Source organism: Mesorhizobium sp. 43Arga (assembly GCF_053714255.1).
In genome coordinates, this window is the sequence record NZ_JBSKBO010000011.1 from 57753 (window position 1) to 76417 (window position 18665).

Here is an 18665-nt window from a genome sequence, read left to right on the forward strand (position 1 = left end):
CTCCGATCCGGTCGGCGGCCTCTCTATGCCGCCGGCAGTGTGATCTCGAAGCGCGTGCCGCGCTCGGAGTCAACCAGCCGGATCATACCATCATGCGCTTTCAGGAGGGCCAGCACGATGCCGAGGCCCATGCCGGTGCCGCCGGTCGAGCGCCGCGTGGTGAAGAACGGCTCGAAAATGCGTGCCCGGTTGCTCGGCGAAATGCCGGCGCCATCGTCGCCGACCAGCACCGTCGCCTTGCCGCCGGCGCTCGCCGCCGTGATCGAAACCAGCGTCGCGCCATGCCTGGCGGAATTGTCGATGAGATTGGCAAGCACGATCGCCGCGTTCTCGGCCGAGATGCGCAAGGCGACATCGCCGCCCGCCTCGATGCGGACCGCCAGCCTGGTGTCGACGGGCAGCAGCGCCAGCGCGGCACCGATCGAGGTGCTTTCGCCGCTCGGTGCAAAATTTTCGGCCTTGGCCAGGTCGAGCAGCCGCCGCACCAGCAGGTTGAGCCGCCCGGCATCGGTGACGATGTTGTTGGAGAAGCGCCGCCGCTCCTCGTCATCCATCGCGCTGCCTGAATCGCGCAGCAATTCGGCCGCGCCCTGGATCGCCGTCAGCGGCGATTTGAGCTCGTGCGAGACATGGGTGGCGAAGGTCTGGATCGAATCCGAGCGCGCCTGCAGTTTTTCCGCCATGTCGAGGAAAGCGGCGGACAGCTCGGCCATTTCATAGGTGCCATGGTGGTCGAGCGGCCGGATCGCATCGCGCTCGCCGGCGGCGATGCGCTGTGTGCGGTCGATCAGCGCGTAGATCGGCCGGCTGACGGTGCGCAGGAACACCAGGCCGATGAGCAGCGTGCCGCCGAGGATGGCGATCGCCGCCAGGGTCACCTTGCCGCGCTCGCCATAGAGATGCTTGATGATGTTGTTGGGCGTCCGCGAGACATAGACCACGCCGACGACCCGGCCATCGACGGCCACCGGCAGAGCGACGAAGACCCGCACCTTGGTGCCACGGCTGACCGAATAGAGCGGTGGCGTCGGCTGGTCGGGAATGCGCAGCCTGAGCGCGCTGGCATAGCGGCCGGCAAGTGCCATGCGCACCTCATCGACCTCGCCGAGCGACTGCCCGACCTCGCCACGTCCGGCAATGACGACGCCTGTGGGATCAAGCAGCCGGAAGCCGGCCAGCGTGGTTTTCTGCGTCGCGTCGAGAATGCCCGACAGGCTCATGCCGATCGCGGCGAAGGCCGGATCGGCGGTAGCGGCGACCGCCGCCGGCCGGGTCGGAAGCACAGTGTCCGAAGCGAGATCGAGGCGCGGCTCGATCGGCCGGTACGGTCCGTCGGGATTGGCGGCGCGGCTGGCGCTGCCATTGGCCTGCGGCATCGGCGCGCCAAATTTGTCCGGAGGAATGTGGGCGTCGCGCACGTCCTGCGCATAGATGGCGGCGATGGCCGCCCCTTGCGCGATCAGTTCCGCCTCGGTCTGGCGGATCAGCTGGTTTTCGTAGAGGCGGAAGAAGAACAGGCCGACCAGCGGCAGCGCCATCACCATGATCAGGATGGCGACGACGACCGTGGCAAGCCTTGGCCGCCATTTGCGGCCGATCCATTTGCTGGACGTGCTCAGCCGCATCGGCCGAGCCGGAAGCCGACGCCGTGCACGGTCTCGATGGCGTCCATGCAGCCCACCGCCGCCAGCTTGGCGCGGATGTTGCGGATATGGCTGTCGACGGTGCGGTCGGCGACATGGATCTTGCCGGCATAGGCGTTTGCCATGACCGCGTCACGGTCGAGCACATGCGCCGGCCGCGCCAGAAACCCTTTCAGGATCGAGAATTCGATACCCGTCAGGGCAAGCGGCTGGCCGTCGAAGGCGGCGGCGTGGCTGGCCGGCGCCAGGGTGAGCTTGCCATGCGAAAACTGCCGGTCGACGGCCGCTTCGGGCGCCGCCGGGCGAGCGCGGCGCAGGATGACGTTGACGCGGGCGACCAGCTCGCGCGGGCTGAACGGCTTCGTCACATAGTCGTCGCCGCCCATTTCGAGCCCGAGGATGCGGTCGATTTCTTCATCGCGCGCGGACAGGAACAGCACCGGCACATCGGATGTGTGGCGCAGCCGCCGGCAGACCTCCAGCCCGTCCATCTCCGGCATGCCGATGTCGAGCACGACCAGGTCCGGCGCCCGGCGTCCGATCTCCTGCAAGGCAGCGGCGCCGTCAGCCACGCCAAACGTCTTCATGCCGGCCTTTTCCAGCGCGAAGCAGATCACCTCGCGGATATGCGGGTCATCGTCGGCGACGAGGATGTGATGCGGCATCGGTCAGCGGCCCGGCAAGGAAGGTTGCGAAGGCTGAGGAAGCACGAGCGACCCCTTGCTGTCGAGATAGGCAAGCAGGCGCCAGTCGCGAAAGCTCCAGGCCCGCCAGTTTTGGTGAACGGTGCGGTACCAGCCTTCGTCGCTGCCGCGCCGCCCTGCCAGTTCGCGGAAGATCGCATCGTTGGCGGCCCGGCGCTGATGATCGAGGAAGCGATCCATCGCCGGAAACGCGCCCGGACCGAGCGAGCGCACATACCAGGCGTCGAGGGAAATGCCCTGGCCGGTCATTTCGAGGGAGTGGTCGACATTGTAATTGGCGATCAGCGCTGCGAAATTGATGAAGCAGCAGGCATAAAGCGTCAGGGATAACGTCAGAAGATTGGCGGAGAACAGCCATTCATTGGATTTTCCGAGCGCGGTGCGGGCGATGATCAGCGCAAGGCCTGATGCCACCAGCCCCATCCAGGCGAAAGCCGCGATGCGCCAGTAGGTCAGCGCATAGATGCCGATATAGAGGTCGAGCCGCAGGATCGACGAGATGACCAGCATGATGTTCTGCGCCACCCAGGCATAGACCAGCCGGCGGATGAGCGGATCCTTGGACGTTTCATTGCCGGGCCGCAGCGCCGCAAGGACAAAACCGGCGGCAAGCAGCGCGGTGACGATCAGGGGATAGGCGCCGCGATGCGCGTAAACCGCGTAGCTCAAGCCGACGGGAAGGGCTGCCCCGCCCCAGAGATAGGTGGCGTCGAGCCCGGTCTGCAGCGCGAACAGCGCGTTGAAGACAATCAGCGCGCGCAGGATGGCGCCTTTGCCGAACACGATGTCCTCGACGACGTGCCTTTGTGGATTGATCGCCGGTCGAGCACCGGCAAGGGGTGGCCGCGAGATGCGCCGCGAAAAGCGCGGCAGACGTGGCCGCAGAAAGGCCCAGACGCCGGCGAGCACGAACAGCCAGAAGGCGATCCGCGCCATCTGGATGAGATCGAGCAGTTTTAGAAGATCGATCAGCGACAGCCAGTATTCAATGACCGGATTGGCGGCACCGAACAGCGCCAGGAAGACCGCGCCCAATGTCAGCGGCATCACCCAGACGGCGATTGCCGCCAGCCGCACGCGTCGCCGGCCGAACCGGCGCGCCGTCTTGCGCCAGCGGATGAAATCGTTGATGAAGCGGAACGGCGCCGCCAGCCCGAACAACGCGATCTGGCCGGCAATGCGCGCCAGGCTGGGCCGCAGCCGGCCGCTTAGCGAAAGCGCGAACACGACCAGCGCCGCAAGCGCGATCGATACAGACAGGGCACTGACATTTTCGGCGAGCGGCAGCAACGCGACAAGCAAAGCGGCGGGCTTGAGCCAGAGCCTGATGTCGCTGAAGGCCGCCGGATGCACGGCCACGACCGCGGCGGCGATCAGGATGGCGAACAGGAACACGGTGATGCCGGCGGGCTGGCCGTAGAACAGGAAATCCGCCAGCACGACCAGCAGCACGGCAACACCGAAGCGGCTGCAATAGCTTGGCGCGGCAGAGAAAACCGCCGTCATGACCTGACCCTCCGGATGGCTTGCAGCCGGACGGTCGGCGGATACTTGCGGACGAAAGGGATGAGAATCGCCATGGGTTTGGCGCGTGGCGGATCGACCAGCCACCAGCCTTCGCTGCGCAGGCGCTGTGGCAGGGACCAACGGGGTTTTGCTCGCTTGTGCATGCCGCCTGTCTCGCAGGCCGGCAGGGAGGTGGCAGGGCGGATCCGAGGAGCTTTTCCGCAGGCCTGTGCAGTTTTCGTGCAGGGCAAGTTTCCGTGCGAGCCGGTTTTCATGCGGGCTTGGACGACTTGCCTCGACCGGCCCCAGGCGGCATAGATCGAATATGACCGAACCCTACCGCCCGCGCCGCTCGGTGCTTTATATCCCGGCCTCCAACGACAAGGCGTTGGCCAAGATCGGGCTTCTGTCCTGCGATGCAGTCATCATCGACCTCGAGGACGCCGTCGCGCCGGCCGACAAGATCGCCGCCCGCGAAAAGCTGCCGGCGATCTTCGCCAGCCGCCCGGCTGCCAACCATCTCGGCCACCGCTGCGAGCTGGTGGTGCGCGTCAATGCGCTGGCCAGCGAATGGGGCGCCGACGACCTCCTGGCCGTGGCAAAAGTCGAACCCGACGGCATTCTGTTGTCCAAGGTCGCAGCGCCGCGCGACATCCTCGAAGTCGGCGACATGCTCGACGACAATTTTGCCCCCGACAGCGTGAAACTCTGGGCGATGATCGAGACGCCCAAGGCGTTGCTCAACATCGGCGCCATTGCCGAACTTGGCCGCGATCCGGCCTCTCGGCTCAATTGTTTCGTTGCCGGAACGAATGATCTCGCCAAGGACACCGGTGTGCTGGCGACGCCGGACCGGCGCTACCTCATGCCGTGGCTGATGCAGATGGTGCTGGCCGCGCGCGCCGGCGGCCTCGCCATGCTCGACGGCGTAGCCAACGATTTTCGCGACCTCGACGCCTTTGGCCGCGAGTGCGCGGAGGCGGCGGCCATGGGTTTCGACGGCAAGACGCTGATCCATCCGGCTCAGATCGATGCGGCGAACCGCGCCTTCGCGCCCTCGCCGGAGGCGGTTGCCGAGGCGCGCCTGATAAAGGACGCCTTTTCACGTGCCGGGAATGCTGGCAAAGGCGTGATCGCGCTCAACGGCAAGATGGTCGAGCGGCTGCATCTGGCGCAGGCTGAAAAACTGCTGGCGAAGGCGGCCGCCATCGGCGCATGATATCAGCCCCATGCTCGCGGGCTATGGCACTTACGACAGGACTTGAGACATGAAACTCTACCGCTTTCTGACCGGCCCGGACGACGCCAGCTTCTGCCACAAGGTGACGGCGGCGCTGAACAAGGGCTGGCATCTGTTCGGCTCGCCGACCTACGCCTACGACAAGAATGCCAAGACCATGCGCTGCGGCCAGGCGGTGGTGAAGGATGTCGACGGTCAGGAATACGGACCGGACACCAAGCTCAGCGACTGGTAGATTTTGCAAAGCGCCGACGCAGGCTGCGCCGAGGTTCAGGTCAGGCCGAGTCGAAAATGGTGGTGCCCGAGAACCGGAGCGGAGCGTACTTTTGGGTACGTGAGCTCAGTTCTACTGCGACGCAGTAGAACTGGGAAGCGCAGGGGACCGCCATTTGCAGGCCGGCATCACCTGAATATCGGCGCAGCCTATTCCGCCGCTTCCTCGATCTTCTCCATATCCTCATCCGACAGGCCGAAATGGTGGCCGATCTCGTGGATCAGCACATGGGTGACGATGTCGCCCAGCGTCTCCTCGTTTTCGGCCCAGTAGTCGAGCATGGCGCGGCGGTAGAGCGTGATGCGGTTCGGGCCTTCGCCGGTCTGCGGGTTCCAGCGCTCGGCGATGCCGCGGCCCTCGAACAGGCCGAGCAGGTCGAACGGCGTCTCCAGCGACAGGTCGTCCATGATCTCGTCGGTCGGGAACTCGGCGATCTGGATGACGATCTCGCCGGTCAGCTTGCGAAAATCCTCCGGCAGATGGGCGTAGGCCTCCAGCGCCAGGAATTCCATCTCCTCCATCGAGGGCGCGAGTTCGCCGTGCCAGGTGCGGGTCTTGTAGATGCGGGCCATGCTTTGTCCTTTGACCCGGCATATAGGCTTTCGCACCGGGCGAGGCAAACGGCACGGCCGATACGCCCATGCCGTGCAGGGTCTTGAGGAATAAATTCCTTGTGACTCTGCTTGACTCTTCGGATCGGCTCTGGAATCCTAGGGAACATAACAGGAACAATTGTGAGTGGACACTGACCGTCATGGCGATGACCGCCGTGGCGCGGGAGACTGTTTTTGCCCTGCGCCGCCAGATCGCGAAGATCGAGGGAACGCTGCCCGAACGCCTGCAGGCGCCGGCTGGCGCGCCGCTTGATGCCGACGCCGGCGCCGATCTCACGATCGTGCGGCGCGGTCTTGCCGCGGCCTTGCCGGATGCCTTCCTGCCGATCGGCATCGAACCCCTCGATGCCGCCCTGAGCGGTGGGCTGCCGAAAGCAGCGCTCAGCGAAATCCATGGCTTGGAAACCCGCGATGCCGGAGCCGTCGTCGGCTTTGCCTTGTCGCTCGCCAGCCTGATCCTCAAGCAGGCGCAAGGGCTGCCGGTGTTGTGGATCGGCACCACGGAAATCTTCCGCGAGGCGGGCTTTCCCTATGCCAGGGGGCTGCAGGCCTCCTTCGGCATCGAACCGGAACAATTGCTGTTTTCCGAGGCGCCGAAACTCGTCGACGCGCTGTGGGTCGCCGAGGAGGCGGCGCGGATGACGACGCTCGCCGCCGTCATCCTGGAAATCCGTGGCAACCCGCAACGGCTCGACCTGACCGCGACGCGGCGGCTGCATGCGAGGGCGCAAAGTGCCGGCCGCCCTGTATTCCTGCTGCGGCAGGCGGCCGAGCCCGAACCGACGGCGGCGCCCGTGCGCCTCATCGTCTCGCCGGCGCCGGCCGCGCCGCGCGAAACCGTCGCCGGGCCGCTCGCCGGATCGATCGGCCGCCCGGCCTTCACCATCAGCATCGGCAAGAGCCGCACGGCCCTGCCTGGACAATTCACACTGGAGTGGAACCCCGATGAACGCGTATTCGACGAAAGAAGGGGCGAAGAAGACCGGGCAAAGAATCCTGTCCCTGTGGTTTCCCTATCTGGCGGCCGAAAGGATCCTACGGCAGCGTCTGGGGCGGTCCTGGCGTTCCCGGCCCTCGGATCATCCGACGCCATCTCATCCGCCACTGGTGATCAGCCACCGCCAGGGCAACGCGCAGCGCATCTCGGCCCTCGACGAGCGGGCTGAGGCGCTGCACCTGAAGCGCGACATGGGTATTGCCGACGCGCGTGCCATGCATCCGTCGATCGACATCGTCGAGGCCGATCCGGAGGCAGACCGGCGCTTGCTCGAAGGCCTTGCCGACTGGTGCGACCGCTACACCCCGCTGGTGGCGATGGACGGGGCGGACGGCCTGTTTCTCGACGTCACCGGCTGCACCCATCTGTTCGGCGGCGAACGCGCCATGCTGGACGACATCCTGTGGCGCTTCCTGCATCAAGGGTTCGATGTCCGCGCCGGCCTTGCCCCGACGCCGGGCGCGGCCTGGGCGGCGGCCCGCTTTTGCGGCAACCGCATCGTCGATGGCGGCGAGGAGGAAGCGCTGCTGGCGCCTCTGCCGCTCGCCGCGCTGCGCATCGCGCCGGAAACCCGCGCCAGCCTGGAAAGTGTCGGCCTGCGCACGGCGGGCGCCGTCATGGCCGCACCCCGCGCGCCGCTTGCCCGCCGCTTCGGCGCCACCTTGCTGCTGCGCCTCGACCAGGCGCTTGGCCGTCTCGACGAGGCGGTATCGCCGCGGCTTCCCGTGGCGCCGCTTTCGGTCGAGCGGCATCTCGCCGAACCCATCACCCTCACCGAGGACATCGAACGGCTGGTCGGCCTGCTGGCGACGACGTTGAAAACCGATCTCGAGCGCCGTGGCGAGGGCGCCCGGACGCTGGCGCTGCTGCTTTTCCGTGTCGACGGCGCCGTCAGCCGCATCGCGCTCGGCACCTCGCGGCCGATGCGCGACCCCCGACTGATCCAGAAGCTGTTCCATGAAAGGCTGGCCGCCCTCGAGCAGGACATCGATGCCGGCTACGGTTTCGATCTGGTGCGGCTTTCCGTGCTGGCCGCCGCCGCCTTCGACATGGCGCAGGCCGATCTGACCGGCGAGGCGACCGACGACGGCGCCGACATCGCGCTGTTCGCCGACCGCATCCGCGTCCGGCTCGGCGAGGGCGCCGTGCTGCAGCCGGTCGTGGTGGAAAGCCATCTGCCGGAGCGCGCCGTCGCCATCGTCCCCTTCACCGAGGCGCCGCGCCGGACCACGCCGCCGAAGAAACCGGACAGGGTGCAGGCGCCCAAAACCATCTTCCCGCCGGAACGGCCGATCCGGCTGTTCCGCGCGCCCGAACCCATCGAGGTGCCGGCCACCGAAATGCCGGAGGGGCCGCCGCTGCATTTCCGCTGGCGGCGCGCGCTCTACCGCGTCACCCGCGCCGAGGGTCCCGAACGCATCGCCGCCGAATGGTGGCGCGAGGCGCCAGGCGACGCGGCGGCCTCGACACGCGACTATTTCCGCATCGAGGATGCCGAAGGCCGCCGCTACTGGCTCTACCGTCAAGGGCTTTACGGCGGCTCGCAAGTCGCGCCGCGCTGGTTCATGCACGGGGTCTTCGCATGAACGCGCTGACCGTCATTCCCTATGCCGAGTTCGGCATCCAGTCGAATTTCTCCTTCCTGCGCGGCGCCTCCAAGCCGGAGGAGCTGGTGGTCGCGGCCAAGCTCATGGGTTTTTCGGCGATCGGTGTTGCCGACCGCAACACGGTGGCCGGCGTGGTGCGCGCCTGGCAGCAGGCCAAGGTCGAAAAGCTTGCCTATCACCCCGGTTGCCGGCTGGTTTTTGGCGACGGCACGCCGGACATTCTCGCCTATCCCAGGAACCGCGCCGGCTGGGGGCATCTGTGCCGCATGCTGACGCAAGCCAATCTGCGCGACGAGACCGAAAAGGGCGCCACCCTTCTCCAGCGTGGCGATCTGCTCGAATGGGGAGATCTGATGTCGCTGGCGGTCCTGCCGGATCTGGCGGCGGGAGCGCAGGACAGTCTTGCCTTGCTCCTCGAACTCCAGGACCGCTTCGGCAAGGCCCTGCGGCTCGGCGTCTCGCCCTGTTATGCGGGCAATGACCGTTTCCGCATCGAGCAGGCAGCGGCGTTTGCCGAGAGCACCGGCATCCCGCTGATGGCGACCAACGATGTCCTTTACCACACCGCCGAACGCCGCCCGCTGCAGGACGTGCTGACCGCGATCCGCCTCAACACGCCGGTCGCCGAGGTCGGGCTGGAACTCAGCGCCAACGCCGAACGCCATTTGAAGCCGCCGCTGGAGATGGCCCGCCTGTTCCGCAGGTATCCGCGGGCGCTGGCCGAGACCTTGCGGTTTGCGCAAGAGCTGACCTTCTCGCTCAGCGATCTCCAGTACAATTACCCCGACGAGCCGACGGAATCCGGCCTCGGGCCGCAGGCAGAGCTGGAAAGGCTGGCGCGGGAGGGGGCGGCCAGGCGCTATCCTTCAGGCGTGCCTCACTCGGTGATCAAGCGCATCGAGGAAGAGCTCGCCCTGATCGAGCGCCTCAACTACGCCCGCTATTTCCTGACGGTTTACGACATCGTCAAATACGCCCGCAGCCAGGACATCCTCTGCCAGGGGCGTGGCTCGGCCGCCAATTCGATCGTCTGCTTCTGCATAGGCATCACCGAAGTCGGGCCGGACCGGATCGACACGCTGTTCGAGCGCTTCATTTCCGAGGAGAGGAACGAGCCGCCCGACATCGATGTCGACTTCGAGCATGAGAAGCGCGAGACCGTCATCCAGTACATCTACGAGAAATACAGTTCCAAGCGCACCGCGCTCGCCGCCGCCGTCATCAGCTATCGCGGCCGCTCGGCGCTGCGCGAAGTGTCGAAGGCGATGGGCCTGTCGGAGGATGTCCGGGCGTCGCTGTCCGGTTCGATCTGGGGCTGGTCGACCTCCGAGCTCGGCGAGAAGGAAGCCAGGGCCGGCGGTCTCGACCGGAGCGACCCGACATCGCGCCATGTGATGGAACGCGCCAATGAGATCATGGGCTTTCCCCGTCACCTCTCCCAGCATGTCGGTGGCTTCGTCATCACCAGGGACCGGCTCGACGAGATCGTCCCCATCGTCAAGACGGCGATGGACGAGCGCAAGATGGTCGAATGGGACAAGGACGATCTCGACGCGGTGAAGATCCTGAAAGTGGATGTGCTGGCGCTCGGCATGCTGACCTGCCTGCAGCGCGCCTTCACCCTGCTTACCGACCACTATCCCGAAGCGCGGGATCCCTATGGCCAACCCTATGTGCTCGCCACCTTGCCGCCGGAAGACAGGCGCGTCTACGACATGATCGGCCGCGCCGACACGCTCGGCGTCTTCCAGATCGAATCGCGCGCCCAGATGTCGATGCTGCCAAGGCTCAAGCCAAAGGATTTCTATGACCTTGTCATCGAGGTGGCGATCGTGCGGCCGGGCCCGATCCAGGGCGATATGGTGCACCCCTATCTGCGCCGTCGGCAAGGCAAGGAAAAACCCGAATATCAGAAGCCGGAACTCGAGGCGATTCTCAGCAAGACGCTCGGCGTGCCGCTGTTCCAGGAACAGGCGATGAAGATCGCCATCGTCGCCGGCGGCTTCAGGCCGGGCGAGGCCGACGAGCTGCGCCGCGCCATGGCCACCTTCAAGCGCACCGGCACCATCGGCAATTACCGCCAGCGCATGATCGACGGCATGGTCGGCAAGGGCTACACCAAGGACTTCGCCGAGCGCTGCTTCAAGCAGATCGAGGGTTTTGGCGAATATGGCTTTCCCGAAAGCCACGCCGCCTCCTTCGCCTTGCTCGTCTATGCCTCGTGCTGGTTCAAGACCTTCTATCCCGACGTGTTCTGCGCCGCGATCCTGAACTCGCAGCCGATGGGGTTCTACCAGCCGGCGCAGCTGGTGCGCGACGCGCGCGACCATGGCGTCGACATCCGCGAGGTCGACGTCAATTATTCCGTCTGGGACTGCACCCTTGAAAAAGCGCCGTTCGATCCGGCCCGTATCCTGCCGCGCCATGCCGATATGCGTGGTGTCATCGAGACGAACCATGCGGTGCGGCTCGGCTTCCGGCAGATCAAGGGTCTTTCCAAGGAACGCATGGAGCAATTCGTCGCGCGGCGCGGCTCAGGTTACGAAACCGTCCGTGACGTCTGGCTGCGCTCCGGCCTCGATGTCGACGAGATCGAGCGGCTGGCACAGGCCGATGCCTTCCGCTCGATCGGCCTCGACCGCCGTGCCGCGCTGTGGGAAGTGCGTGCGCTGGGCGCCAGGAGTGCGGCCGAAAAACTGCCGCTGTTCGACCAGCCGGCGCTGCGCCTGCGCGAACTGGAGCCGGAGACGAAGCTGCCGAAAATGCCGCTCGGCGAGCATGTCATCCACGACTACCGCTCGCTCGGCCTGTCGCTGAAGGCGCATCCCGTCGCCTTCCTGCGCGAGCGGCTCGACCGCGCCGGCGTCACCCCCAATGCCAACCTGCCATCCCAGCGCGACGGCAGGCGGGTTTCGGTTGCCGGCCTCGTGCTGGTGCGCCAGCGCCCCGGCAAGGGCAACGCGATCTTCCTGACGCTGGAGGACGACAAGGCGGTCGCCAACGTCATCTTCTGGGAGCGGACCTTTACCCGCTTCCGCCCCATCGTCATGGGCGCGCGCTTCGTCAAGGTGACCGGGAAATTGCAGTCGGAATCCGGGGTCATCCATATCGTCGCCGAAAAGATCGAGGATCTGACGCCCTGGCTGACCGTGCTGCTGGAAAAGGTCAGCGGAGCCGGAGCGCCGGGCGTCTCCCCTTCAACCGCGAAAGCAGAGGCTCCGGATCGCGACAGCCGACCCGCGATACGCAACGCGCCGATCGGGCAGGATATTGCAGTGCTGTCGGAAGAGGCCGAAAGCGTCATGCCCAAGGGGCGCAATTTTCAGTAGGGGAGGCCACATGCGCCTTCGTCATCTGAAGCGGGGGATGGCTTCGCCAATTACGAAGGCCCACTCAGCCTCGGCGGGGCCAACACATCCTCGGCCGACAGCGTCCGCGCCTCGGAAGGCAGCATGATCGGGATGCCGTCGCGCACCGGATAGGCGAGCTTGGCGACGCGCGAGATCAGTTCACCGCGCTCCGGATCCCAGGCCAGCGGCCCCTTGGTCAGCGGGCAGGCCAGGAGTTCCAGCAGCTTGGGATCGACATCGATCTTCTTTCCGTCACGCCCATCCGCCGCCACTATCTTGCCTCCTGACCAACTATCGAAGATGTGTTGAGATTCAGGTCAGGCCGAGTCGAAAATGGTGGCTCCCGAGAACCGGAGCGGAGCGTACTTTTCGTACGTGAGCACCGGAAGCGCAGGAAGCCGCCGTTTGCAGGCCGGCATCACCTGAATATCAGCACATCTTACTGTAGGCTCGAGCCAAAGTCCTCATTCTCGCGCGCCAGCGCCATTTCGGTGATGGCGATCAGCGTTTCGGCCCGCGTCTTCAGGTCGGCGGCCTCCAGCAGCGCCTGTTTCTCTGCCGGCCCGTAGGGCGCCATCATCGACAGCGCGTTGACCAGCATGGCATTTTCGGCGCGGCTGACGCTTTCCCAATCGGCCTCGAGATCATTGGCCTGCAGATAGGCGCGAAACGCCTTGAGCAGGGCCGGCCGGTCGATCTCGTTCGCCGCCGGGTCGTCATCGAGATCGGCAAGGAAGGGCGCCGGCTTTGCTTGGCGAAACGGCGTCTTGACCGTCAGTTCATGGGCAATGCGGAAGCGGAACACGCCCTGCAGCGAAATCAGGTAACGGCCGTCGCCGGTTTCGGAGAAGGCGATGATGCGGCCGGCGCAGCCGACATTGCACAGTTCCGGCTCGCCATCCTCGCGCAGCGCGCCGTCGAGACGGGGCTGGATGACGCCGATCAGCCGCGAGCCGGCAACCGCTTCGTCCACCATCTGCAGATAGCGCGGCTCGAAGATGTTGAGCGGCATGCGGCCGCCCGGCAGCAAAAGCGCGCCCTCGAGCGGAAAGAGCGGGATCGTCGACGGCAGATCCTTGGCCAGCCGGTAATGCGCGTTTCCCGCTTGCACCACATTCCTCCGATCGACTTCTCTCGCCCGCCGCCGGGATTGTCGGCTTGGCCGATGTCAGCTTCCTAATCTGGCGCGGCCGCCGCCGACCACAAGCCCGTGCGACGAAACAGCCGCCGGCTCAGGAAAACAGCAGCGCCGACAATTTGCGCCGCGCCGCCAGCGTCGCCTCGTCGGTCATGCCCCAGGCTTCGAAGAATTGCAGCAATTGCGTCCTGGCGCCATCCTCGTTCCAGCCGCGATCGGCCTTGATGATGGCCAGCAGATTGTCGGCTGCCGCCGTGCGCTCGCCCTTGGCGTTCTGGATCATGGCCAGGTCGAAACGCGCTTGATGGTCCTTGGGGTTTTCGGCGAGACGGCGCTCGAACTCGGCCGGATTGCCCAGTTCCGCCGCCTGCGCCGCCAGCGCCATCTTGGCGCGCAGCGCGGCGAGAACAGGCGCGTCCTTCTTGGCCTCGGGTGCCGTTGCCAGCAACGCCTCGGCGCCTTCCGTGTCGCCGGCCTCGAACAGCAGCTCGCCCAGTCCGGCGATTGCCTCGATCGTCTCCGGCGCCTGCGCCAGTATGGCGTCAAAAATGTCGGCGGCGGTCTGCATGTCGCCGGCCTCGCGCGCTTCGGTGGCCGCGGCGAGCGCCTCGGCCACGGCCGGGGCGCCATCGCCCTTACCGCCGACCTTCGTGATGAACTCGTTGATCTGGCTCTCCGGGATCGCACCCATGAAGCCGTCGACCGGCTGGCCGTCCTTGAAGGCGATGACCGCCGGAATGGACTGGATGCCGAGCTGGCCGGCGATCGAGGGGTGATCGTCGATGTTCATCTTGACCAGCTTGACCTTGCCGCCGGCGGCCCGAACCGCCTTTTCCAGCTGCGGCGTCAGCTGCTTGCAGGGGCCGCACCACGGCGCCCAGAAATCGACAAGCACCGGCTGGCGGCGCGATTCCTGGATGACGTCTGCGGCAAAGGCGGCGGTCGTGGTGTCCTTGATGACATCGCCAGTGGCAGAAGGCGCGGCCGGCGCATCGCCAAGCGAGACCTTCGCCGGCGCGGGGGGCGCTGCGCCATACTGAACGGTGGTCGCATACTGGCCGCCACTGCTGCCGTATGACCCGCCAAACGGCTTGTTGTCGCTCATCTCGTCACCCTTTCGGTCGCGCCGCCGGCCCGCGGGTCGGCGCCATGTCATTGGAAGTCGGTTTCGCCATGCATGTGGCGATCATGCCGAGACTTTCAAGATAGCAGCATCGTGCCCGGTTGCCTCGACGAATCTGATGAGGTCGGCCGAGGCGATCGATGTCGTCGCCTCATTGGTCAGCGGATGCGCGTTGATGACGGCATGCGCCATCAAATCCTCGTCGAGCACCAGCTTGACCCGGTTCGCGGTGTCGTTGATGACGCCGAAGACGGTGACGGCGCCCGGCGATACGCCCAGAAGCTCCATCAGCATCTCCGGCTTGCCGAAGGAAACACGGCTGGCGGCGCCGATCAGCTGGTGGATCTGCTTGAGATCGACGACCGCCTCCTCGCCGACGGTGACCAGGAAGAAATTGTCCTTCTTGTCCTTCAGGAACAGGTTTTTCGTGTGCCCGCCGGCGATTTCGCCGCGCAGCGCCTGCGAATCGGCGACCGTATAGAGCGGCGGATGGCGTTTCGTCGAAACGGCGACGCCAAGTTCGGCAAGAAAGGCAAAAAGTTCGGCTTCGGTCTTCGGCATCGGTCTTCTTCTTCGTCGTTTTCCGCCTTGCCGTTTACGGCCAATGCGGTGGCCGACACAAGACCATCGCCCAACGGCGCCGCAAAAACCACGCGGCACCGGCGGTTTGCCGGCATCGTTTGGCGTGTTGAAAAAAGCCTGCGATTTCCCTGTTGCAATCGCCGCGCTCTTCAGCCATATAGGCCCGGCTTGCGGCCAAGACGCCGTGTGAGCGGGTGTAGCTCAGGGGTAGAGCACAACCTTGCCAAGGTTGGGGTCGAGCGTTCGAATCGCTTCACCCGCTCCAATTTCCCTAGGGGAAATCAAGCATCGAAAAGCCGCGGCCCGCCGCGGCTTTTTCGCGTTTTGGGCCGACGGAAATCGCGACCGATAACCGCAGCACGACGTATTCTATTTCTATGCGAGCAGAGCGCATCGCCGAGGTGTCGAGGAATCGTCAAAACGCTCAGAGCCTATCTGGAAACTCCACTTGTTCAGTCTTCTGCAGGCGCTTTCCGCACTTCCGGCGTTCTGTACCCTCACATACGCTCCGCTCTGGTTTTCGAAACCGCTTCCGATGACTCGGACGAGTGGGTTTCGAAACAGGCTCTTCGAATGTCGTAAACCTGAAATTCGGGTTATCGTGTATGACAGGCAGGGGGAAAGTCGAATGACGAGCGATACACTGGCGCTTTTGATAGACGGTGACAACGCATCACCGAAGATCATCTCAGGGCTTCTCGCGGAGATCGCCAATTACGGCACAGCAAGCGTCAGGCGAATCTACGGTGACTGGACGAAGCCGGACCTCAACGGCTGGAAGGAATGTTTGCTTGAGCATTCCATTCAGCCCGTACAGCAGTTTGCCTACTCGAAAGGCAAGAACGCGACCGACGGCGCGATGATCATTGACGCGATGGACCTGCTCTACACAGGGCGGTTCTCCGGTTTCTGCATCGTTTCGAGCGACAGCGATTTCGCGCGGCTCGCTTCCCGCATCCGCGAACAGGGCATAACCGTTTACGGGTTCGGTGAACGTAAGACGCTACGTCCGTTCATAACGGCCTGCGACAAGTTCATATATGTCGATGTGCTCGGCGACGCGGTAGCAGAGCCGCCGCAGACAACCCAGATAACGCGCGAGAAGGCCGTTGGGGAGCCCGCCAAGGCTGCCGCCGTACCCGTCAAAATCGAGGCGGAGAAAGCCCGTCCAGCACAGGGTGGAGCGGCGGCCAGTGGTCGGCTGGACGAAGCCGCGCTGACCATGCTCCAAAAGGCAGTGGAGGCATCGGCGGATGAGGACGGCCGCGCCAACCTCGGGCTCGTGGGCACTCATCTGGCAAAGCAGTCTCCAGATTTCGACGCCAGAAACTACGGCTATAAGCGATTGAGCGATCTGGCCGATGCTTCCGGTATACTCGAAGTGGAGCGCACGGGCGACCAGACAAAGGTTGTCACGGTACGACTGAAGACGAACTAACCCGGCTTCAGGACGGCGATCAAAGCGCTGCCATTAGAGCAATTCCAGGAAAAGTGTGAGCGGTTTTTCCGTCTGGAATCGCGTCAAAACAAAGAGTTAGAGCGTTTCACCGGTTCGATGAAACGGTGAACCGACGGACATTCTCGTTCATCGCAAACTTCCGCAAGCGATTGAGTGTCCAGGCTGTACACGAGGTCCATCACCAGCACGTCCGTGACGATTTCCTCGACGCGGGTGATGGTATCGAATGTCAGGTTGGTCATTCCTTTTCGCAGGTCACCATGGCGCTTTTTTCAGGCGCCCTCACCCCGCCTTGCGCAGCGATGCCTGGTGCACCAGCGATGTCCAGCTGTTGGTCGAGGCGAGGTGGCAGTAGAGCAGGCCGAGCGCGCCTGACTTTCTCAGGTCGAGGAAGGCCTCGTCGCTCAATTTGTTGAAGGCCGGCTCGTCGATCACCTGGAAATCGGTGAGGTTGAGCACTTCGCCGCCTTCCAGCGTCACCTTGCTCTGGCGCGGCGAAAACAGGCCATGCGCGTCGATCCTGTCGATCATCTCGCGCGTGGCTCTGAAGTCGGTCTGGAACTGGTCGCAGAAGGCGAGCGCCTGCCTGGTTGCCTCGGTCGGCTCGTTGCCGCTGAAGAACGGCGCGATCTTGTCTTCGCGAAACGGCGCCATGAGCTGGTCGATCACCCGCCCGCTGGCCCTGTCGACGCACAGCGTCAGCCGGCCTGCCGTGGTCGGGTCCTCGGCAAGGATGAAGGGATAGCGGCGGACATAGGCGGGGATATAGTGCGGCGCGGTCCACTGCCCGTCGGCGTCGACGAACAGGTTTTCGCCCTGGCGCACGCCGGTGATGATGACAGGGGATTTGGCCGGGCCGATGAAGACGATCGGATAGGAGCGCATCGCCGCCGGCATTTCCGTCGCCACCACCGGAATGGCGTGCGCGGCGCGGGCGAAGGCAAAATCGCCGCGCGCGGTCAGGCCCAGTGAACCGTGCCGCGCCGGGTTGAGCGCTTCGGGCCTGGAATAGAACAGCGGCATGGCCGCGTCCGCCGGCGCCGTTTGCGTCTTTGTCCCGATATCAGCCATGGTCCGTCCCTTTCTCCCGCCGGCCGATCAGGCCGGCTTTCCGCATCAGACCCCAAGACTGGTATCTGCTCTTGTTGCGCTGATCTTGGTTGGGCCAAGACTCCGGCACAGGAACAAAGTACTACAGTGTCTCCGGTGCGCATAAAAGCACGACCGTTGCGGTATTTTGCGCTTTACCCCGGCGAATTGTCTCGCCGGCGCGCGGGGCTGCCCCGGCCTATGGACAGCCTGCCGCGAAGCGGCGAGATTGCGCCCGCAAAGTAGGTGGATTGAGGCGGATGGCATGGCGTCGGTAGCGGATTTCGAACAGGGGCAAGAGTTCACCGTTGAAGCCAGCGGCCGGCAGGTCTTGCTGGAACTGAGCGCGGTCAATCCGATCGCCGCCAGCCCGCGCCCGGGCGGCGGCTTTTCGCTGATGTTCCGCGGCCCACGCGAAACGCCGCTGCCGCAGGCGACCTATCGCTTCACCGGCAAGAACGGGGTGCACGACATCTTCATCGTGCCGGTCGCGCCCGACGCGACCGGACGGCTTTATGAGGCGGTGTTCAATTAGCGCGCGGTCTTGGGCGACATGCATTGAGGCCTGCCGCATTGTGACTGGGCCGAATGTGACAATCTTTGCCGTCGGCGCTACCCCTCACTGTCCTGCCGGACATCTCTCCCCGTAAACGGGGCGAGAGGGGCAGGCGGCGATGGCGGCGCCTTTCTTGCGGCGCTGGCGATTGGCGAAAGCGGCGATGACAGGCGTCCCTCGCCCCGTTTACGGGAAGAGGATGCCGGCAGGCAGGTGAGGGCCAGCGCCAATGGCGATCATGGAGTGCCACCCCCGGGCGGCGCACAGGCCATCAGATCGTAGACACCCTTGTCCTCGACCACCTTGAAGCCGAGTTCGACATAGAGGCGCCGCGCCGGATTGTTCTTCTCGACATAGATCGAGGCTGATTTGCCGGCTAACCATGCCTCGCCGATGAGGTCGCGCAGCAGCGCCGAGCCGTATCCCTTGCGGCGATGCTCCGGCAGGAAGGCAATGTCGATGATACGGTGCTGGCTTGGCCAGCGCTCGATATAGAGGCGGCCGACGTCCTGGCCGGCCCGCCGCACCACCAGCCAGTCGGCCTCGGGATAGTGTTTGCGATAGTGGGCGTGCTGCGCCTGGAACTGCATGTCGAGGAAGGCCGCCTTCTGCGCCTCGCTCCACGACGTCACAGCGAGTTCCTCCAGGCGCGTCGAGGCGTAGAGAAGCGACAGGAACGGCAAATCCGCCTCGGTTGACGCACGGAAAACGAGCCCGGCCTGCCGCGACCGGAGCCAGGCCGGATGAGAATGTTCCAGGCTGGTACCTGTCACGCTGCCGGCG

Annotated in this window: 18 protein-coding genes and 1 tRNA gene; 8 read left to right on the forward strand and 11 right to left on the reverse strand. The window is 65.0% G+C overall.

From position 1 onward, the window contains the following. Positions 1-23 precede the first annotated feature (23 nt). The 3 genes from ACWGS8_RS29525 to ACWGS8_RS29535 are packed head-to-tail and all read right to left on the reverse strand — an operon-like array spanning position 24 to position 3853. Positions 24-1625 carry an ATP-binding protein gene (locus ACWGS8_RS29525; RefSeq protein WP_454584234.1) on the reverse strand — a complete coding sequence of 534 codons (1602 nt, stop codon included), beginning with the start codon at positions 1623-1625 and terminating at the stop codon, positions 24-26. Beyond that, positions 1616-2308, reverse strand: a complete 693-nt coding sequence (locus tag ACWGS8_RS29530; protein WP_454584235.1) for a response regulator — start codon at positions 2306-2308, stop codon at positions 1616-1618. The genes ACWGS8_RS29525 and ACWGS8_RS29530 overlap by 10 nt, the downstream gene beginning before the upstream one ends. 3 nt (positions 2309-2311) lie before the next feature. Continuing rightward, positions 2312-3853: a DUF4153 domain-containing protein gene (locus tag ACWGS8_RS29535; protein WP_454584236.1), complete on the reverse strand. Its 1542-nt coding sequence runs from the start codon at positions 3851-3853 to the stop codon at positions 2312-2314. A gap of 325 nt (positions 3854-4178) precedes the next feature. Between ACWGS8_RS29535 and ACWGS8_RS29540 the strand changes: the two genes are divergently transcribed. Both ACWGS8_RS29540 and ACWGS8_RS29545 read left to right on the forward strand, forming a co-directional pair. Next, entirely contained in the window at positions 4179-5072 is an 894-nt protein-coding gene (locus ACWGS8_RS29540) for an HpcH/HpaI aldolase/citrate lyase family protein (RefSeq protein ID WP_454584237.1), read from the forward strand. Between the two features lie 49 nt (positions 5073-5121). Continuing rightward, positions 5122-5328: a DUF1737 domain-containing protein gene (locus ACWGS8_RS29545; RefSeq protein ID WP_454584238.1), complete on the forward strand. Its 207-nt coding sequence runs from the start codon at positions 5122-5124 to the stop codon at positions 5326-5328. A gap of 188 nt (positions 5329-5516) precedes the next feature. On the opposite strand, the gene ACWGS8_RS29550 is transcribed toward ACWGS8_RS29545, so the two are convergent. Beyond that, positions 5517-5939, reverse strand: a complete 423-nt coding sequence (locus ACWGS8_RS29550; RefSeq protein ID WP_454584239.1) for a metallopeptidase family protein — start codon at positions 5937-5939, stop codon at positions 5517-5519. 182 nt (positions 5940-6121) lie between these two features. On the opposite strand from ACWGS8_RS29550, the gene ACWGS8_RS29555 reads away from it, so the two are divergent. From ACWGS8_RS29555 to ACWGS8_RS29565, 3 genes are read left to right on the forward strand one after another with little or no spacing between them, the layout of a single operon-like run. Continuing rightward, on the forward strand, positions 6122-7147 hold the full coding sequence (locus ACWGS8_RS29555) for an ImuA family protein (protein WP_454584240.1): 1026 nt from the start codon (positions 6122-6124) through the stop codon (positions 7145-7147). Beyond that, complete coding sequence (locus ACWGS8_RS29560) at positions 7089-8564, forward strand: DUF6504 family protein (RefSeq protein ID WP_454584241.1); 1476 nt, start codon at positions 7089-7091, stop codon at positions 8562-8564. Before ACWGS8_RS29555 ends, ACWGS8_RS29560 begins: the two co-directional genes overlap by 59 nt. Beyond that, a complete protein-coding gene (locus ACWGS8_RS29565; protein WP_454584242.1) occupies positions 8561-11914 on the forward strand; it encodes an error-prone DNA polymerase in 3354 nt (1117 codons plus the stop codon). Before ACWGS8_RS29560 ends, ACWGS8_RS29565 begins: the two co-directional genes overlap by 4 nt. 50 nt (positions 11915-11964) lie before the next feature. Here the strand turns inward: ACWGS8_RS29565 and ACWGS8_RS29570 are convergent, their stop codons facing one another. The 4 genes from ACWGS8_RS29570 to ACWGS8_RS29585 form a co-directional block, all read right to left on the reverse strand. Beyond that, entirely contained in the window at positions 11965-12207 is a 243-nt protein-coding gene (locus tag ACWGS8_RS29570) for a Trm112 family protein (protein ID WP_454584243.1), read from the reverse strand. 167 nt (positions 12208-12374) lie between these two features. Beyond that, positions 12375-13046: an LON peptidase substrate-binding domain-containing protein gene (locus tag ACWGS8_RS29575; RefSeq protein ID WP_454584244.1), complete on the reverse strand. Its 672-nt coding sequence runs from the start codon at positions 13044-13046 to the stop codon at positions 12375-12377. A 121-nt stretch (positions 13047-13167) separates the two neighbouring features. Next, entirely contained in the window at positions 13168-14178 is a 1011-nt protein-coding gene (gene trxA, locus ACWGS8_RS29580) for a thioredoxin (RefSeq protein WP_454584245.1), read from the reverse strand. 81 nt (positions 14179-14259) lie between these two features. Beyond that, on the reverse strand, positions 14260-14757 hold the full coding sequence (locus ACWGS8_RS29585; RefSeq protein ID WP_454584246.1) for a prolyl-tRNA synthetase associated domain-containing protein: 498 nt from the start codon (positions 14755-14757) through the stop codon (positions 14260-14262). A 211-nt stretch (positions 14758-14968) separates the two neighbouring features. Between ACWGS8_RS29585 and ACWGS8_RS29590 the strand changes: the two genes are divergently transcribed. Together ACWGS8_RS29590 and ACWGS8_RS29595 are read left to right on the forward strand one after the other, a co-directional pair. Further along, a tRNA-Gly gene (locus tag ACWGS8_RS29590) sits at positions 14969-15043 on the forward strand. 363 nt (positions 15044-15406) lie between these two features. Continuing rightward, complete coding sequence (locus ACWGS8_RS29595) at positions 15407-16216, forward strand: NYN domain-containing protein (protein WP_454584247.1); 810 nt, start codon at positions 15407-15409, stop codon at positions 16214-16216. Positions 16217-16299: 83 nt separating this feature from the next. On the opposite strand, the gene ACWGS8_RS29600 is transcribed toward ACWGS8_RS29595, so the two are convergent. Beyond that, on the reverse strand, positions 16300-16479 hold the full coding sequence (locus ACWGS8_RS29600) for a hypothetical protein (RefSeq protein WP_454584248.1): 180 nt from the start codon (positions 16477-16479) through the stop codon (positions 16300-16302). A gap of 40 nt (positions 16480-16519) precedes the next feature. After that, a complete protein-coding gene (locus ACWGS8_RS29605) occupies positions 16520-17308 on the reverse strand; it encodes a SapC family protein (RefSeq protein ID WP_454584249.1) in 789 nt (262 codons plus the stop codon). A gap of 283 nt (positions 17309-17591) precedes the next feature. On the opposite strand from ACWGS8_RS29605, the gene ACWGS8_RS29610 reads away from it, so the two are divergent. After that, positions 17592-17861, forward strand: a complete 270-nt coding sequence (locus tag ACWGS8_RS29610) for a DUF6916 family protein (protein WP_454584250.1) — start codon at positions 17592-17594, stop codon at positions 17859-17861. A gap of 257 nt (positions 17862-18118) precedes the next feature. Here the strand turns inward: ACWGS8_RS29610 and ACWGS8_RS29615 are convergent, their stop codons facing one another. Next, complete coding sequence (locus ACWGS8_RS29615) at positions 18119-18655, reverse strand: GNAT family N-acetyltransferase (RefSeq protein WP_454584251.1); 537 nt, start codon at positions 18653-18655, stop codon at positions 18119-18121. Between the last annotated feature and the right edge of the window lie 10 nt (positions 18656-18665).

Coding starts and splice junctions, on each gene's coding strand:
- ACWGS8_RS29565 (WP_454584242.1), top strand. CDS start 8,561: ATGAACGCGCTGACCGTCATTCCCTATGCCGAGTTCGGCATCCAGTCG.
- ACWGS8_RS29545 (WP_454584238.1), top strand. CDS start 5,122: ATGAAACTCTACCGCTTTCTGACCGGCCCGGACGACGCCAGCTTCTGC.
- ACWGS8_RS29585 (WP_454584246.1), bottom strand. CDS start 14,757: ATGCCGAAGACCGAAGCCGAACTTTTTGCCTTTCTTGCCGAACTTGGC.
- ACWGS8_RS29600 (WP_454584248.1), bottom strand. CDS start 16,479: ATGACCAACCTGACATTCGATACCATCACCCGCGTCGAGGAAATCGTC.
- ACWGS8_RS29525 (WP_454584234.1), bottom strand. CDS start 1,625: ATGCGGCTGAGCACGTCCAGCAAATGGATCGGCCGCAAATGGCGGCCA.
- ACWGS8_RS29555 (WP_454584240.1), top strand. CDS start 6,122: ATGGCGATGACCGCCGTGGCGCGGGAGACTGTTTTTGCCCTGCGCCGC.
- ACWGS8_RS29605 (WP_454584249.1), bottom strand. CDS start 17,308: ATGGCTGATATCGGGACAAAGACGCAAACGGCGCCGGCGGACGCGGCC.
- ACWGS8_RS29550 (WP_454584239.1), bottom strand. CDS start 5,939: ATGGCCCGCATCTACAAGACCCGCACCTGGCACGGCGAACTCGCGCCC.
- trxA (WP_454584245.1), bottom strand. CDS start 14,178: ATGAGCGACAACAAGCCGTTTGGCGGGTCATACGGCAGCAGTGGCGGC.
- ACWGS8_RS29610 (WP_454584250.1), top strand. CDS start 17,592: ATGGCGTCGGTAGCGGATTTCGAACAGGGGCAAGAGTTCACCGTTGAA.
- ACWGS8_RS29530 (WP_454584235.1), bottom strand. CDS start 2,308: ATGCCGCATCACATCCTCGTCGCCGACGATGACCCGCATATCCGCGAG.
- ACWGS8_RS29595 (WP_454584247.1), top strand. CDS start 15,407: ATGACGAGCGATACACTGGCGCTTTTGATAGACGGTGACAACGCATCA.
- ACWGS8_RS29540 (WP_454584237.1), top strand. CDS start 4,179: ATGACCGAACCCTACCGCCCGCGCCGCTCGGTGCTTTATATCCCGGCC.
- ACWGS8_RS29535 (WP_454584236.1), bottom strand. CDS start 3,853: ATGACGGCGGTTTTCTCTGCCGCGCCAAGCTATTGCAGCCGCTTCGGT.